The following is a 16,355-nucleotide window of genomic DNA, read 5'->3' on the forward strand; positions in this document are numbered from 1 at the left end:
ACGGGCGATTGCGCCGCGCCCCAATCCGGGCGCCCGGAAGGGCCGTGCAACCGACTTTCCTCCCCCTAATTCCGTCTTCAACGTCTCCGGCCCGCCCGGTAAAATGCCCCTGAAGGCGGAGGTCCCGAAAAAGACGGACGCCGATCCGCGCTTGACCCACACCGGCCTCCCTCCCTAAAACCTCTCCCGTCCCCCGAGGTCGGGGTCACGCCGTATCCTCCCATGAGGGTAATGGCGGCCGTTTACCCTCAACTCCCTCTTTCCGGGTACGGACCCCTTATCTGAAACGGGAAGCGTGAGGAAGCGGATGAGCGTTCGCAAAGACGGTCCCTCGGATGAAGACGGGTTGCCGGCAAAGGTCACGGTGCATGAGGCGGAGGAGGTCCTCGCCGCCTTGATCGGTCCCTTCGGCTCCCGGGAGGGCGGCCCGGTATCCGCCGATCACGGGCCCGCACGGTTCACGCGCTGATAAAATAGTCATGCGTGCAGGGTGGCCGGTCACAGCGGCGCAATAGGAGGCAAGCCGGAGGATGGAGGCTGATCACGAATGACGCGACGCAGCTTCAAGGGCGGGAAGGCGGTGTTGCGAGGGGCGGCCTGCCTCGTGGCCGTATTCCTTTTCTCCCTCTCCGCCTTCACTCCGTGCGGATGCGGTGGCGAAGAGCGCGGTGGCGAAGAGGGCGGCGGCGTGACGCCTCTCGAGAGGGAGATCCCCCTGAGAACCCTCGCGCAGGGTTCGGTCTGTGAATACGGGCGTTTCGAGCGACAGGCCTCCGGGGAGGAGACGGGGCCCGCCTTCATGGTGGTGGAGGACGCCGAGGAGCTGATGCGGCTCCTCTCCCTCTCCGGGCTGCAACTTCCGGTGGGAGAGGTCGACCTTTCCCGCCAGGTCATCATCGCCGCCCTTCTCGGACCCAGGAACACGTCGGGTTACGCCATCTCCGTGGCGCGGGCCGTGCAAGTGGGCACGGAGGTGCGGCTGGAGGTGGAGGTGGTGGAACCGGAACCGGGAAGCGTGACCGCCCCGGTCCTCACCAGCCCCTATCACCTGGTGGTGGCGGAAAGGGGCGACTTTGAACCCCGGGGTGAGCTCTCCATGGTCTTCACGGATGCCGGTGGAGAGATACTGGAGAGGACCTCCGCCGAGATCTGAACTCCCCGAAATACGACCTGCCGGGCACCAGGCTCCGAAGAGCCTTTCGCCAGCGGGCACGCCGGGGTCCCACACGCCGCCGCGAAGTAGACCTCTCGCGAAAGCCGACGAGATGCGGGGCCGGTGCGGCAGACCGTCCCCAAGGCGTTCCCAGCGGGGTAGGAGGGCAGCCTCTTTCAAAGGCTTTCCCGACGGGTTAGGATATATCCGGACAAAGAATAAGCGGCACGGTAACCGGTCAGGCCCGCGACCGGGTCCGCAAGCGAAGATCGGCGGACGGCTTCGTAAACCATCAGCCAGGAGAAACAGGAGGTTAGACATGCTCTGCCCAGCCTGCAATCAGGAAAACGACGATACGGCTTCCTTCTGCCGTTTCTGCGGACAACGGCTCCAGGCGCCCGGTACCGCCCCCGGGGCCGCAACGGCCGCCGCGGCCCCACCGCCGCAGGCTCAGGCGGCTCCGCCTGCGCAGGCCCAGGCGGTCACCGCACCCCCCGCCGCCTCGGCGAAAAGCGGGGAGCTGGCACCCACCACCCTGGCATCCCTGGTCAAGCAATCCATGGAGGTGGAGAGCCCCGACGCCTTCAGTCTGCAGAACAAGAAGTTGCTGCGGGTGAACATGGAGGCCTGCGGGGGCCAGGTGCTGGCCAAAGCGGGCTCTATGATCGCCTACCAGGGGAGGATAAGCTTCACCCGCCAGGGGAGCGGCGGGGTGGACAAATGGGTGAAGAAGGCCATCTCCGGGGAATCCTTCACCCTCATGCTGGCCCAGGGCACGGGGGACCTCTTCCTGGCCGACGCCGCCAACGACATCGTTCTCCTTTACCTGAACAACGAGTCCATAACCGTCGAGGCGCTCAACCTCCTGGCCTTCACGCCCAGCATCTCCTGGGACATCAAGATGATCAAGGGCGCGGCGGGTATGATGGCCGGGGGCCTGTGGACGGTGGAGCTGCAGGGAACCGGTTACCTGGCCCTCATCTCCAAAGGAGAGCCCATGACCCTCAAGGTGACCCCGCAGGAGCCGGTTTTCACCGACCCCAACGCCACCATCGCCTGGTCCCAGAGCCTCAACCCCACCGTGCACATGGACGCCAACCTCAGCAGCCTCAAGGGCATCTTCGGCTCCACCCACGGGGAACTCTTCCAGCTGGCCTTTCAGGGTGAGGGATACGTGATTGTGCAGCCCAGCGAGGAGGCCCCCAAGACCAGCCTCCAGCAGCCGCGGACCGGGGACAGCGGCCCCGCGGGAGGGATACTGGGAGGCCTCCTGGGCCGCTGACGGGACTTCCCGGCAACCCCGCCTTCTCCCTGAGGGGCTTCCTCGGTCCCGGTGACGGAGGCTCGTGCGGGGACGGCGGGAAGGGACCGGGGAGCAATGGCTTTCACGCGCCATTCGACGGGACGCACTACCCGGACCTACCGGAAGCGGGAAATCCCCCTCCACCTACCGGAAGCGGGAAATCCCCCTCCCCGCATGGGGACAACCCCACTTGCCGCTCCCCCTCACCGAACATAAGATAAGACCGCGTACGAAAGGCTGTCGCCACTCGCGCGATGGCGAGGGAGGCTTCCTTTCCGGTGGAACCCATATCACTTTGGGTCCCTGAAGCGCATCGCCCTTTCCCTCCGCCTCGAAAAGGAGGTTCAGGAGAGGAGGATAAGTGGAAGAGATACTCGTTCTCGCCCGGGAGCTTATAGCGCCACGCCTCCGGGAGTGGAGGGAAAGCGGGGGACGCGTGGTCGGCTATTCCTGTGTGGCCACCCCGAGAGAGATATTCGACGCCGGAGGCATCCTGCCCTACCGCATCCGCGCCCTCGGCAAGCCGGAGCGCGACCACGCCGACGCCCACCTCTCCCGCTTCAACTGCGGGTTCTGCAGGGCCTGCCTCCAGCTTGCCCTGGAGGGGGCCTACGGTTTCCTGGACGGGCTGGTGGAGACCAACGGATGCGATCACCTGAGGGGGATGTTCGAGAACTGGAGCGGCACGGCAACTCCCAGATTCTTCCATTACCTGAAGGTGCCCCATGTGGTCAGCGAGGAATCCCTGGAGTTCTTCGCCGAGGAGCTGGAGCTCCTCCGGGAAGCGCTTTCCAGTCATTTCCAGGTAGACATCGGGGATGCCGCCCTCGCCGAGGCGGTGCGGTCGGCCAACCTCCGCCGGGAGGGGATGCGCCGGCTCTTCTCCCTGCGGGAGATGGAGCACCCGGCCCTCAAGGGTCAGGAGGCGCTGGCCGTACTCCTGCTCGAGTCCTCCCTGCCGCCCGGCGTTTTCGACGGGTTCCTGCGCGAGCTCCTTGAGGAGGTGCGGGGGAGGGAGATAACCGGGTACCGCGCCCGACTCCTCCTGGCGGGAAGCGCCACCGACGAGCCGGATCTGGTGAGGGAGATCGAGGACCTGGGAGGCCTGGTAGTCACCGATGCCATGTGTTACGGGACCCGCGCCTTCTGGAAGCTCCCGGAGGTGGAGGGAGAACCCGTCCACGCCCTCGCCGAGGCCTATCTGAGGCATCTCCTGTGTCCGCGCATGTTCGACGATTATCCGTCCCGCCTGGAGTTCATCCTCCAGGCGGCGGAGAGGGCGCGCGTTGATGGGGCGGTTCTGGTCTACAACAAGTTCTGCGACCTGCACGGGGTGGAGAACGTGCGCCTGCGACTGGACCTGGAGGAACGCGGCATCCCGGTGCTGGTGCTGGAGAAGGAATACGGATCCGCCGCCGATCTGGGCCGCATCCGCACCCGCGTGCAGGCCTTTCTGGAGCGCATCGCCGGCCGGCGGCCTTCCGGGAAGCGATCTCTGTCCGCCGGCGGGGTCTAACGAGGTGAGACACATGCCGGGAAAGGTGAGGGACACCGGAGACGGGCTTTTCCACAGGGTGGAGGAACTCATCGAGGTGGCCATGCTCCTCCCCCGCAACATGAGCGACCAGGAAGTGGAGGGGCTCCTGCGCTTTCTCCCCCCCGACACCTCGCGCTCCATGCGCGCGCTGCTCTCCCCCCGCTTCCGTGAGGTGAGCCTGGACTTCATCGGCATGGTCGGAGGATGGATAGGCGAAGCGCGCCGGGCCCGCGAGGAGGGGCGCAAGGTGGTCCTGGTACCCTTCAACTTCCCCCCGGAGGTAATCTACCTCTTCAAGAACGCCGTGCCCCTCACCAGCGAGGTGCTCACCACCCTGGGCGTGGCCGTGCTGGAGGGGCAGGGGGAGCGCTACTGGGATTATGCCATGGGCCTGGGGATACCCGATTTCCTGTGTTCCTCCTCCACCATCGAGCTGGGCTCCGTACTCACCGGCCGGGATTTCGAACCGGACATCATCGTCCAGTCCGCCCCCGGCGCCTGTGACGCCAACTCCAAGATCCACGAGTTCGTCTCCCTGCATATGGGCATTCCCCAGGTCATCCTGGAGAAGCCCACCGAGACGGGGCCGCGCGGGAGGGAACTCCACCGCCGTTACTTCCTGGCCTTCCTCCGCCGGCTGGAGGAGATGATAGGAGAGGAGCTGGACGAGGGACGCATGCGCAGGGTGCTGGAGGAGGCCAACCGTGCCGCGGAGCTCTATTACGAGCTCTACGACCTGAGGAAGTTCTCGCCCTGCCCGGTTCCCAACATCTTCTCCATCTTCACCTACGGGACCCGCTTCACCCGCTGGGGCCGGCCGGAAGGAACGGAGATGATGCGCCGCATGGTGGAGCTCTCCAAGAGACGCCTGGAGGCGGGGGAATACCCGGCGCCTGAGGAGGTAGCCCGCTGCATGTGGCTTTACATAGGGTACTATTTCGACTTCCTCGGCTTCTTCAACTGGATGGAGGAAAGGGGGATAACCTATCTCAACGACGTTCTCTCCCTCTGCCAGCCCCGCTTCGTAGACACCTCAAGCCGGGAGAGCATGCTCGAGGGTCTGGCGGAAACCTGCTTCGAGTATCCCATGACCCGGCAGATGGGAGCATCTTCCATGTCGCTGGCCTGGATCGAGGACATGTGCGGTTTCATCCGCGACCTCCGAGCAGACTGCGCCGTCTATTCCGGACACCACGCGTGCAAGCAGACCTGGAGCGTCATCAACCAGGTGCGCCGGGAGATAATGAAGCGCACGGGAGCTCCAGTGCTCTGCCTGCAGGGCGATTCCTGGATCCGCCGCATGACCCCCACCAGCGTACTCCAGGAGGAGATCCAGTCCTTCGTCGACGGCGTGGTGAGGAGGCGCCGTGCCCGGGGCGGGAGGGGCGCGTGAAGGACATCCCGCCGGATGAATGGGGACGATCTTATCCGGCCGCGACTTCCGGGACCCCGGCACCGCGGAGAGGAAGGTACGGTTGACAGAAAATGACCATGGTCATAATATACGGACATCCGGAAAACGTATGGCTGCATCCGAGGGGAGGGAGGACTGAGAATCGGCGCTTTCCGCTGTCGTTTCCGTTCCGAAAGGACCTTCTCCGAGAGCTCGCGCCCGTGCGATGAACAAGCGGCTCCTCAAAGATCGTTCCCCCCTGAACAATGGGGTGACGGTGCCTTGAGAATCCTGGAAGGGATGGGATATTTGGTTGTTCCCCTCGGAAGGAGAGGGTGGCGGCGCTCCGGGAAGCGTAAAGGGGATGGGATGTCAGGTCGTTCCCTTCTGAAGGAAGGCGGGGCCGGCACTTCGAGAAACCCGGAAGGGATGGGATAAAATGATAATTGTGGTCATGGCGAACTTGCGGTCATTGCCAAACGGACCCTGGGGTCCCGGCGGGTCGGCTTAGGGAGGTGAGGCATGCGCTTCGGGGGCATCGACGTGGGCTCCCTGACCGCCCAGGCGGTGATCATGGAGGACGGCAGGATAGCCGGATTCCGGAGCATCCGGGTGAAACCCAACCCGGTGGATTCCGCGGAGACGGTCATGGGGGAGCTCCTGGAGGAGATGGGCCTCCGCCCCGGGGACATCGACTACACGGTGAGCACCGGGTACGGCAGGGAGCAGGTACAGTCCCGGGGGCTGGCCCAGGCCAACGTGAGCGAGATCTCCTGTCACGGAGTGGGAGCCCAGTGGCTCCTTCCCGGCGTGCGCACCATCATCGACATCGGCGGCCAGGACGCCAAGGTCATACGCATGGAACCCACGGGAGAGCTCAAGGACTTCGTCATGAACGACAAGTGCGCAGCGGGTACGGGCCGCTTTCTGGAGGTCATGTGCCGTACTCTGGGCATCACCCTCGACGAGCTGGGCACCCTCTCCCTGAAATCCCGCCATCCCGTGGACCTCTCCAGCCGCTGCAGCATCTTCTGCGAGACCGAGGTTCTCCATTACCTGCAGCGGGGTGTGGACAAGGCAGACATCGCCGCCAGCGTCAACCGGGCCATGGCCGAGCGCGTGGCCGCCCTGGCCCGCCGGGTGGGGGTCGAGCCCGAGGTGACCATGTCCGGAGGGGTGGCCAAGAACGCGGCGGTGAAGACGGAACTGGAGCGTATCCTGGGCGTGAGGATGGTCCCCTGCCCCGTGGACCCCCAGATCGTGGGAGCGCTTGGAGCGGCCATCCTGGCCCGTCGCATGGGAGGTTCGAGATGAAGGCGTTGGGCTGCGACATCGGTAGCCTCTTCTCCAAGGCGGTGGTCATGGACGGCGAGACGGTCCTTGCCTGGAAGATAATGGAAACAACGGGCAACATTGCCGGCGAGGTGGACGGACTCGTCGAGGAGGTGTGCGGCGAGGCCGGCGTCAGCCGTCACAATTTGGACGGCATCGTGGCCACGGGAAGCGGGGCCGAGTTCTTGAGGGACGCCGACTTCCTGGAGGACGAGCTGGCCTGCATCGCCTGGGCGGCCCGCTGTTTCCTTCCCGAGATAGAGCTGGTGGTGGACATCGGGGGCCAGAGCATCACCTCCATGCTCCTCGACCCGGAGGGCGAGGTCCTGGACTTCATGCGCAACGACAAGTGCGCCTCGGGCTCCGGCCGCTTCCTGGAGGTCATGGCCGCGGCGCTGGGCATCCCCGTGGAGCGCATAGACGAGGAGGCCGCGCGGGCCAGGAAACGCGTTCCCATAAGTTCCCAGTGCGGGGTCTTCGTGGAGAGTGAGGTCATCACCCACGTGAACAACGGCGAATCTCCCCAGGACATAGTGGCCGGGCTGTGCGATGCCGTGGCCCGCATCGTTACCTCCCAGGCACGACGCTTCGGGTCGGGCAACAGTTATACCTTCACCGGCGGCGTGGCCAGGGTGCGTACCGTGGTGGACCTGGTGCGCGAGCGCATGGAAGGAGAATACCAGCCCTTCCCCCTGGATCCCATGCTGGCAGCCGCGGTAGGCGCCGCCCTGCTGGTGGAAGCGAGCTGAATTGGGACTCTTCGAGGAACCCCTGAAGGACATCCGGCGCTATATGGAGGAGAAGCGCTCCCTGGGCCTGGCCAGGGAACTGCCCTTCACCGCCGTGCTTCCGCAAACCGATTCCCCCCAGGTCATCCTCAGCGAGGACACCGGACTGGAGCTGGGAAGCCCCGGGACGGCCTCCCGCTCTTTTCTCCTCTGGGACGACTCCGGCACAGTGGCCGACGGCAGGATAACCCTGGTGGGTCCCGACTTCCCGGAGATCCAGGCCGGGAGGGCCCCTCTGGCCCAGGTGGTCATGGTGGGAGGGCGCTTCAGCGACGAATACGACTGCTACCGCGACCTGCGCGACGCCACATACAACCTCGGCCTGCGCGGCTTCATGGCCCGCGTCTTCCCCGGAAGGCAGAGCGTGTGGTGCCGCATCAGCCGGGAGGCCATGCAACGGGGGTTCAACGCGCAGCTCCTGGGGAGCGCTCTTATCCAGGCGGTGAGGAAGCTGGAATTCGTGGACGCCGCGGAGGTGCTCCTGGTGACCTCCTCGCGGGAGGATATCGAGGAGCTCTCCCGGGCCGCGGACCTGGTCCAGGAGATTGTGGAGGCGCTCATCAAGATGTATGAGGAGATGAACTTCGACTGCGACACCTGCGAGTACGTGGAGGTCTGCGACAGCGTGGTCGAGCTGCGGCGCATCCGCGAGCGGCTGCAGGAGGAACGCGGCGGGGGGAGGTCGACGCCCGATGGCGGGTGAGCCTGTGGTGGCCGTCTGCGGTAAGGGCGGGGTGGGAAAGACAACCCTGGCCGCCTTGCTGGCCAGGCTTCTCCGCGATGACGGGAGGCGCCGCGTCCTGGTGGTGGACGCCGACCCGGCGGTGGGGCTGGGCATGGCCCTGCGCATCTTCCCGGCGAGGACGGTGAACGACGTGCGCAAGGAGATAATATCCGCAGTGCGCGAGCACGCCGCGGACCAGGTGGACCTGGCGGCCTCCGTTGACTATAAGATGATGGAGATACTCGAGGAGGACGGCAACCTGGCCTTCCTGTCCGTGGGGAGACCGGAGGAGGAGGGCTGTTACTGCCAGCTGAACACCCTCTTACGGGAGGCCATCGAGTCCCTCTCCTCCCACTTCGACCTCACCCTCATCGATGCCGAGGCCGGTGTGGAACAGGTCAACCGCCGGGTGATGCGCTCCGTATCCCACCTCCTGCTGGTCAGCGACACCACGGCCAAAGGCCTGCGGGTGGCGGAATCCATCCGCGAGGTGGCCGAGGAGGCCGTGGAGTACCGGAAACTGGGCCTCATCCTCAACCGGGTGCGGGATCCCGCGGAGGCACAAAAGGCGGGAACCATGACCGCTCTCCCCCTTTTGGGGGCTATCCCCGAGGACGATACGGTGAGGGAGTTCGACGCCTCGGCCTGCAGTTTCCTGGAGATGCCTCCCTGCCCGGCCCTGGAGGCCACGCGGGAACTGCTTCTCGAAAGCGGCTTCCTCTCCCCCTGAGCTGTTGAACGCCCCGGCCGCGGTCCCTTTCCTCAGCCCTCCGCGGCCTGTTCGAGCTGCAGCTTCTTTATCTGCATCTCGCGCAGGGCCTTCTTGTTGACCTTGAAGACCTCGGTCAGGGGCATCTCGTCAAGGAAGACCACCTCGCGGGGCACGGCATACTTGGCCACCTTCTCCTTGAGGTAGTTGAGGTAGTCCTCCTCGGTGACCTTTCCCTTGTACTCCTCTTTGACCTGGACGAACACCCATACCCTCTCACTTCCCGGCCTCTCCGGGTCGGGGACCCCTATGGTGGCCGCCAGCTCGGTGGCCGGATGGTCGTAGAGGATGTCGTCCACCTCTCGGGTGTATACCTTGTAACCGGAGACGATGACCATGTCCTTGGTGCGGTCCACGATGGAGAAATAGCCGTTCTCGTCCATCTTCACCACGTCCCCGGTATGCACGAAGCCCTCCTCGTCCAGGCCCTTTCCCGGCTCCGGCCAGTAACCCAGCATGCGCTGGGGCCCTTTGAGGAGCATCTCCCCCACCTTGCCCTCGCGGTAGAGCTCCTCGAAGGAGAGGACGCGCCCGCTGTCCACCTCCACCACCCGGACCTCGGTATCCGGCAGGGGGATGCCTATGGTGGCCTTCTTCTCCACCTTGCGGGCCTCCTCCGACTTGCGGGAGCGCTTGGCCAGGAAGCTTATGATGCCGGTGAACATCTTCCCGAACCTCTTGGGTCCCAGTAATTTGGCCTGGGCCCGGGTGAGGGCGATGCTCACCGGGTTGAAGAGCACGGCGTTGAAGATGCGCACTCCCTTCCTGCCCCCCATTACCCGCAGGTTGGTGGACACGTTGAAGTGGGTCACCGGGGAGAGCTCGGAGAGACCGTAACCCTCGGACACGAAACCTCCCCCGCTGGACTCCTCGAACTTCTCCTGCACCGTGGGGGGCAGGGCGGCGGAACCGGAGATGCCGATGACCCGGGCGGAGTGCAAGTCCTCCTCCAGCATCTTCATGAACTGGGTAGGCACCCCGAACTGGAGAACCGGGTTGTACTTGTGCATGATGTCCAGCATGGCCTTCACGTCCCGGGGGTCGGGGACGATGAGCATGGTGGCGGCCATGCCTCCGATCATGGTGTGCATTATGCAGTGCCCGTAGCTGTGGAAGAAGGGCAGCCCCATGATCACGTTTATGTTCCCCTTGAGGACCTTGGTCACGGGACCGAAGACGGCGATGTTCTGGAGCACGTTGGCCACCAGGTTGCGGTGGGTGAGCATACATCCCTTGGGTAGCCCGGTGGTCCCTCCGGTGAAGAGCAGGGTCTCCAGGTCACGGGCCGGGTCGATCTCCACCTTGGGCGGCCGGGGGGCGGCCTGATCGATGATCTCCGTGAGCCAGAGCACGTCCGGCAGGCCGGCCCGCTTGGTGGACCAGCCGGAGTAGTCGTCGAGCTTGGTGATGATTATGTTGGGCGCGGCCATGAACTCCTTCAGGTATTCCGCGGTGGCCAGGTGTTCCTCCAGGCATATGAGGGCCTTGGGCGAGCTCTCGCTGAGCTTGTGAGCCAGGGTGTCCCGGGCCTCCAGGAAACTGCAGGGGACGTGAACCGCTCCCGCCTTGGAGATGCCCGAATCCGCCACCACGAACTGGATGGATGAGGGGAGGAGTGTCACCACGCGGTCGCCCTTCTCCACCCCCAGCGCGGCCAGGGCGTTGGCCAGGCGGTCGGCATGCTCCCTCACCTCACGGTAGGTCATCTCCAGACCTAACTGCACGCAGCCCATGCGGGGATGGGAATCCGCGACCTGGTCGAGAAAACCGTGGGTGGGGATGGAGGGATATGGTTCCAGGGTCCTGGGTATGCCGCACAGGTCGTACTCCTTGAACCACGGGTAATCCATGATCGCAACCCCCCTCTCGGTTATAGCCTGACGGAATATCTATTTGCGCCCGGTTCCTTTATATTTATACATGTTAAATATTATTGTTCACGAAATCAACGCGACCTTAAACCCAGACAAAGGAATGGAGTTCTTATATCGCCCCGCGTCGCCTCCGACCTCCCTTTCATCCCTCCCCGCTTATCTCCCCTTTATTCCGTAACCGATCGTCACTCCCTGGCGGCTTCCGCGCCGGCGCCCCGCATCATTCGAAGGCCAAAGCCTCCCCTCTTTCTGAACTGACACGTCATTACTATATAGTTTAGTTACCGGGGGGTCAATATAGAGAATATAAACCGGGAAAGGCGAATCCACCTTTGGCACCAGGCGGATCTCCGGGAATCTCCGGCTTCGCTGGGCTCCGCGGCAACGTCGAGAGTCAGGGGGTGAAGATCTCGGCATCCCCCTTCAAAGAGTAGATGAGGATGGCCGTCTCCCCTCCCTCCCGGCGCAAACCGACCACGACCATGCGGCCTTCCTCGGCGCGGTTCCAGGTGGCCATATCCTGCTCCGGACGATAGACGAGTGGCTCTCCCAACCTCTCCCGGTACCACTGGAAGACGCTGCCAAAGGGGTCTTTCGTCCGATATTCCCCACCTATCGTGGTGAACGCCCCCTCGGAGGAACTCCCGCTAACGCTACCCCCGCTACCCGCTACGTAGGCGGCCCCAGGATAGAGGGGCACCCCGAGCTCCTCCTCCGCGGGAGCTTCCCGGCTCACCTGGTAGGCAACCTCGCCCCCCTCCGTTATATGGGTGAAGGCCTCCCCGCCTTCCAAGGCATCGGTCCCGGAATCCGTCGCCGTCATATCCTCTTCCTCCGCGGCCTCCGGCCCGACCTCCCCGAGAGCGGGTTCCTCGGTTGCGGGCGACCCCTTGCCCCCGCACCCGGCCCATAGGATCGCCATGACCACCAGAAGCGCCGCCGCCAGGGCCATCCGCCAAGGCCATGTCCCTGAACCGCGCCACCCGCGCGGCCTCATGCCCATCCCTCTCCTTGCGCGCACGCCTCCTCCCTCCTCCCGACCGTATCGAGAGACGTGTGAACCCCTTTCGGACACTCTCGACCTGGACTCTCGCTCCCCGGTCCTCCTGATCGCCATCCTCGACCGGGCGCATTCCGGCCCTCTTCCACCGAAGTGGTGCGGTAAGCCTGACCTGCGGTTTGAAGCCAGAAGGGCCGACCTCCGGCCGGCCCGTCTATCACGCCCCTCCAGCTTTCAGGAAACCATAAGAGCTACTTCACCCCCGAAAGCCTGGCGATGGTGATGGTCGTCTTACCGTCCTCCTCGGCCACCGAGACGGTGACGATATCCTTCTCGCTCCCCATCATCCAGCTCGCTTCCCGGGGCGAGGTGCTCTGGTATACGGGGGCGCCGAGCTTGCCCTCATACCAGGAGATGACCTTGTCGATGGGGTCGTCGGTGGTGAACTGGCCCCCGGTGGTGGAAACGGCCTCTCCTTCGGAGGTACCTTTCACCGTGCCGCCCGTTCCCTGCACGTATTGGGCACCGGGATAGATGGGGGCTCCCAGCTCCTCCTCGGTCGGCGCCTCCCCCAAGGCCTGGTAGGTGGTCTCTCCCTCCTCGCCTTTGAAGGTCACCTTGCCTCCCCCGCCTTCCTCGACGCTGATCTCTCCCTCCGGGGTCTTGATGGTCCTCTCCTTCTTCCCGCATCCCGCCATGAACGCCAGAAGGGACACCAGCCCCAGACAGAAAAACACTACCGCAAGCCTCTTGTGCATGACTCCTCCTCGCTTTCCATCCCTCGATGACATAGGTCCCATCATCAGGCGGCCGCCATCACGCCTCTCCTAGATGATGGCACAATCCACTGGAGTTGTCTACGAAGCCTAGGAAATACGGCGTTTATATGGTAATTATTGCCATTACGAAACGGCAAAGCGACCGGTTGATCGGCTCACTCCCGTAAGGTGTCCGCTATGAGAGCACATGACCGAGATAGGCGGACAGGAGAAAGCCGGGATTCCGCTTCCGCGTCCTCCCGGCTGACCTTTGGTGGAGCCGACGGGACTTGAACCCGTGACCTCTACCATGCCAATCTCTTTTGCTGGGTTTTTGGTGTTTTTCCATGTTTTTCCTTACCCAATCTGACCTGCGAAAATGCATTTCCGACAAAGCATCGAAAAGCATGGCAAATTATGAGGTGTTAGATGAAGTGTTAGATGCACTTTTTTCCATTTTTCCATATATTGCCTTCTCCAGCCTTTCCGCTGCCGCCTTCCCCGCCCTCTCGAACAGGTGTCCGTAGACGTCCACAGTCATACGTACCGAAGAATGACCGGCCAAAGCCTGCACCGTTTTGATGCTCTCGCCCTGAGCGATCAGCATGGAGATATAGCTGTGGCGCAAGGCATGGAAACCGACTTTTCGCAGCCCGGCCCTCCTCAGGGCGGGCTCCAGGATGCGCTGTGTGACGTTCCTCTTGTCCATGGGTGTCCCCAAGGAAGTGGTGAACACGAGATCATGGGGGTTCTCCTCCAGCTCCACGGCCTGGCGCAGCCTGTGGACTTTGAGCTCCTCCACGAGGACGGGAGGCAGGTCGATAACCCTCCTCCCCGCCCTGGATTTCGGAGGATAGAACTTCCCTCCCTGGAGGACTTGCCGGATATAAGCCCTTCCCTCCTCCAGGTCGAGGTCTCCCCACCTGAGGCCGAGTATCTCGGATTGCCTGGCCCCGGTGAGACAGGCGAACATGATCAAAGCCCGGTGGCGTTCCTCGGTGGCCTCTATGAGCCTGCGTATCTCCTCCGGCTCAAGGAAATCCGGCTCCGGCCTCTCCACTCGAGGCTTTTTGACATATTCGGCTGGATTGTATGGGATATATCCCCAAAGAACGGCCTTCTTGAACATGGAGGAGAGTAGGGAGAGGCATCGGAAGGCCGTGGCGGTGGAGATTCCCTCCGATAGAAGGGCTGAGGAGAGCTCCTCCACCTCCCTGACGCCAATATCTTTCAATTTGCGGCCGCTGAGGTGTCGGAGAAGCCTTCTCACGGCTGATTCATAGGCGGTGAAGGTGTTTGGTCTTACCTCACGCCTTTTGAGCCTCAGAAACTCTTCTGAGAGGTCGTCGAAGGTCTTATCATCGACCATTCGGAAGGTGCCTTCATAAAGCTGCTTCTCGATGCGGGCTTTGAGTCTACGAGCATCGACCTCCCGCCTCCCGGCTAGTTCCCACCGTTGCTTTCCGCCATATCGGTAGACCACATAATAGCGCGGGCCGTCCCTACCTTCCCGCTTTACGATGGTGGCCATCTCCTTTCCTCCGTTCGCGCATCTCACGCATCCGCCTCTTGGTGGCGCAGGCCGGATGCATTCTCCAATTCACGCGGCGGTCGGTGACGTCCTCCCACATTCCGCACTCGAGGCATCGCTTATACCTCGTCTCGCCCACCAGGGCCCGCAATGCCTGAATCCACATGGCGCATAAAAGGGTTGAGGGTTCGAGGTAGCTACCGACATTCCCCTCTTCATCGACGTAGCTACCTTCCCGCTTTACGATGGTGGCCATCTCCTTTCCTCCGTTCGCGCATCTCACGCATCCGCCTCTTGGTTGCGCAGGCCGGATGCATTCTCCAATTCACGCGGCGGTCGGTGACGTCCTCCCACATACCGCACTCGAGGCATCGCTTATACCTCGTCTCGCCCACCAGGGCCCGAAGGGCCTGTATCCACATGGCGCATAAAAGGGTTGAGGGTTCAAGGTAGCTCCCGACATTCCCCTCTTCATCGACGTAGGCCTGGGGGACGGCGGCCATGTGGCTCGGGTGATGGAGGTTGTAAACACTCAATTTCTCGTTGACCATGCGCGCCATAAACTCCCGGGCCCGCACGAGCGGCCCTCCATCGACCATGCGCTTATAAGCCTCCGGCTCTTCTATACCGCTGATGAGAAAACGCTCCACTGGTACTTCATCGTCCGGGAAGACGACGGAAAAAACTTTTTCTCTCGGATAATGAACGATCAAATTCTCGATGCGCTTCACGGTTCTTATATCTCTAGGATTATACGTCTGAGCCGCTTCATAAAGGGCAGCGAAGCAGCGCATCTTACGCGACTCACGCTTCCAGAAATCAAGGCTTTCGGCGTTTACGAACTCACCAAACAGATAACCTTGCAGATTCCGCGAAAGCCTCTCATCCTTTGGGAGATGCACGAGTTCATCAAGAGTTTCCTCTCTATCGTATCCGGCTTTTAAGTTTAACGTGACCTCACCTTCGGTGAGCATCCCGTATCGGTCGGCGAAGCGGAGGATTTGATCTGGGGTTTCCAGGCTTGCGAACTCGAGGAAAAGGGCAGGATTGAGCTTCAGGGGCTCCCTCTCCTCCTCCCCTCCCCGCGCCGGTATGAGGAAAGGAGGCTTGGGTTCGCCTGCGATGAACACGGTAATGACCTTCCCCTCCGCCCAGTAATGGCCCTTCGCCACCCTCCAGGTGAACTTCTCGCGCTCGATCTCGAGGTATGCATGTCCGGCCATGTTACGGTAAATGTTACGCCTAACTTTTCTGTAAATCGTACTTATATGAGTAATTTTATTACTGAAGGCGGAGGAGTCAAGGAGGGGTTTCATGAGCGAGTTGAGACGATTGCGCAAGAACAGGGGGCTCACCCAGGCGGAGCTCGCCCGCCGGGTCGGCGTGAACCAGAGCCTCATCGCCTCGATCGAGCTCGGTTATTACCGCCCATATCCGAAGATCAAGAAGCGAATCGCTGAGGTCCTGGGGGTGCTCCCGGAAGACATCTGGCCGGAGGCGGGAGTTGGAAAAGAGGCTCCTGAAGCTTGAGGAAGCGGCGGAATATCTGAATCTGCCGCTCAGTATGGTTTATCGCCTCTCTCACCAGGGGCGGTTGCCCGGGAAGGTGACCTTCGGTCATCGGACGGTGCGGGTGGATCGTGATGCCCTCGACCGCTGGATCGAGCAGAGTAGAGAGGACGGAAGATCGGATGGAGACGATTCAAGAAAGCCTGATTCGAGTACCCGCGGATCAGGAGGCGAATCGCTGAGGTCCTGGGGGTGCTCCCGGAAGACATCTGGCCGGAGGCGGGAGTTGGAAAAGAGGCTCCTGACGCTTGAAGAGGCGGCGGAATATCTTAATCTGCCGCTCACTATGGTTTATCGCCTATCTCACCAGGGGCGGTTGCCCGGGAAGGTGACCTTCGGTCATCGCACGGTACGGGTGGATCGTGATGCCCTCGACCGCTGGATCGAGCAGAGTAGAGAGGACGGAAGATCGGATGGAGACGATTCAAGAAAGCCTGATTCGAGTTTTGAACGAGCTCATTTCCCAGACGGAATGCCGGGAGATCAATCGCCTGGAGGCCCTGGAGGGCGGTGTCGTCGAACGCCTCTCGCATTTTGAGCACGCCATCGCAGAAACGTGGAAGGAGATCGCCGCGCAGCGCGGGCCTCACGAGCCGGGAGCAGCGCGGGAGGTTTGCCCCGAAG

General features: G+C 62.8%; 16 protein-coding genes and 1 pseudogene. 12 read left to right on the plus strand and 5 right to left on the minus strand.

Features of this window, described 5'->3' with window-relative positions; all coding sequences use genetic code 11:
* Window positions 1–307 precede the first annotated feature (307 nt).
* From H7007_RS03340 to H7007_RS03380, 9 genes are all read left to right on the plus strand, one after another.
* Window positions 308–469, plus strand: a complete 162-nt coding sequence (locus H7007_RS03340) for a hypothetical protein (protein ID WP_287153080.1) — start codon at window positions 308–310, stop codon at window positions 467–469.
* Window positions 470–547: 78 nt separating this feature from the next.
* On the plus strand, window positions 548–1,153 hold the full coding sequence (locus H7007_RS03345; RefSeq protein WP_287153081.1) for a protease complex subunit PrcB family protein: 606 nt from the start codon (window positions 548–550) through the stop codon (window positions 1,151–1,153).
* Window positions 1,154–1,472: 319 nt separating this feature from the next.
* Window positions 1,473–2,435 carry an AIM24 family protein gene (locus tag H7007_RS03350; RefSeq protein ID WP_287153082.1) on the plus strand — a complete coding sequence of 321 codons (963 nt, stop codon included), beginning with the start codon at window positions 1,473–1,475 and terminating at the stop codon, window positions 2,433–2,435.
* A 382-nt stretch (window positions 2,436–2,817) separates the two neighbouring features.
* Window positions 2,818–3,972 carry a 2-hydroxyacyl-CoA dehydratase subunit D gene (locus tag H7007_RS03355; RefSeq protein ID WP_287153083.1) on the plus strand — a complete coding sequence of 385 codons (1,155 nt, stop codon included), beginning with the start codon at window positions 2,818–2,820 and terminating at the stop codon, window positions 3,970–3,972.
* Between the two features lie 13 nt (window positions 3,973–3,985).
* Window positions 3,986–5,386, plus strand: coding sequence for a 2-hydroxyacyl-CoA dehydratase family protein (locus tag H7007_RS03360; RefSeq protein ID WP_287153084.1), 1,401 nt, complete (start codon window positions 3,986–3,988; stop codon window positions 5,384–5,386).
* A gap of 522 nt (window positions 5,387–5,908) precedes the next feature.
* Complete coding sequence (locus tag H7007_RS03365) at window positions 5,909–6,700, plus strand: acyl-CoA dehydratase activase (protein WP_287153085.1); 792 nt, start codon at window positions 5,909–5,911, stop codon at window positions 6,698–6,700.
* Complete coding sequence (locus H7007_RS03370; protein WP_287153086.1) at window positions 6,697–7,467, plus strand: acyl-CoA dehydratase activase; 771 nt, start codon at window positions 6,697–6,699, stop codon at window positions 7,465–7,467. The genes H7007_RS03365 and H7007_RS03370 overlap by 4 nt, the downstream gene beginning before the upstream one ends.
* A 1-nt stretch (window position 7,468) precedes the next feature.
* Entirely contained in the window at window positions 7,469–8,209 is a 741-nt protein-coding gene (locus tag H7007_RS03375; RefSeq protein WP_287153087.1) for a hypothetical protein, read from the plus strand.
* A complete protein-coding gene (locus H7007_RS03380) occupies window positions 8,199–8,960 on the plus strand; it encodes an ATP-binding protein (protein ID WP_287153088.1) in 762 nt (253 codons plus the stop codon). Before H7007_RS03375 ends, H7007_RS03380 begins: the two co-directional genes overlap by 11 nt.
* A 32-nt stretch (window positions 8,961–8,992) precedes the next feature.
* On the opposite strand, the gene H7007_RS03385 is transcribed toward H7007_RS03380, so the two are convergent.
* From H7007_RS03385 to H7007_RS03405, 5 genes are all read right to left on the minus strand, one after another.
* Window positions 8,993–10,849 (minus strand): AMP-binding protein, encoded by a 1,857-nt coding sequence (locus H7007_RS03385; protein ID WP_287153089.1) that lies wholly within the window; start codon window positions 10,847–10,849, stop codon window positions 8,993–8,995.
* 418 nt (window positions 10,850–11,267) lie between these two features.
* Complete coding sequence (locus H7007_RS03390; protein ID WP_287153090.1) at window positions 11,268–11,876, minus strand: hypothetical protein; 609 nt, start codon at window positions 11,874–11,876, stop codon at window positions 11,268–11,270.
* A gap of 248 nt (window positions 11,877–12,124) precedes the next feature.
* The gene (locus tag H7007_RS03395; RefSeq protein ID WP_287153092.1) at window positions 12,125–12,631 is read right to left on the minus strand and encodes a hypothetical protein; all 507 of its coding nucleotides are present in this window, start codon (window positions 12,629–12,631) and stop codon (window positions 12,125–12,127) included.
* A 415-nt stretch (window positions 12,632–13,046) separates the two neighbouring features.
* Window positions 13,047–14,162 (minus strand): tyrosine-type recombinase/integrase, encoded by a 1,116-nt coding sequence (locus H7007_RS03400; protein WP_287153093.1) that lies wholly within the window; start codon window positions 14,160–14,162, stop codon window positions 13,047–13,049.
* A gap of 227 nt (window positions 14,163–14,389) precedes the next feature.
* Entirely contained in the window at window positions 14,390–15,478 is a 1,089-nt protein-coding gene (locus H7007_RS03405) for a hypothetical protein (RefSeq protein WP_287153094.1), read from the minus strand.
* Here H7007_RS03405 and H7007_RS03410 point away from each other — a divergent pair.
* From H7007_RS03410 to H7007_RS03415, 3 genes and pseudogenes are all read left to right on the plus strand, one after another.
* Complete coding sequence (locus tag H7007_RS03410) at window positions 15,477–15,692, plus strand: helix-turn-helix transcriptional regulator (RefSeq protein WP_287153095.1); 216 nt, start codon at window positions 15,477–15,479, stop codon at window positions 15,690–15,692. The two genes, H7007_RS03405 and H7007_RS03410, sit on opposite strands and share 2 nt — an antisense overlap.
* A 34-nt stretch (window positions 15,693–15,726) precedes the next feature.
* Window positions 15,727–16,113, plus strand: a pseudogene (locus H7007_RS13670) (helix-turn-helix transcriptional regulator); the annotation flags it as partial.
* Window positions 16,114–16,144: 31 nt separating this feature from the next.
* A partial coding sequence (locus H7007_RS03415; RefSeq protein ID WP_287153096.1) for a hypothetical protein occupies window positions 16,145–16,355 on the plus strand: 211 nt, incomplete at its 3' end.

Source organism: Candidatus Solincola tengchongensis, from assembly GCF_015711935.1.
Taxonomy (GTDB): Bacteria; Actinomycetota; Geothermincolia; order Geothermincolales; family RBG-13-55-18; genus Solincola_A; species Solincola_A tengchongensis.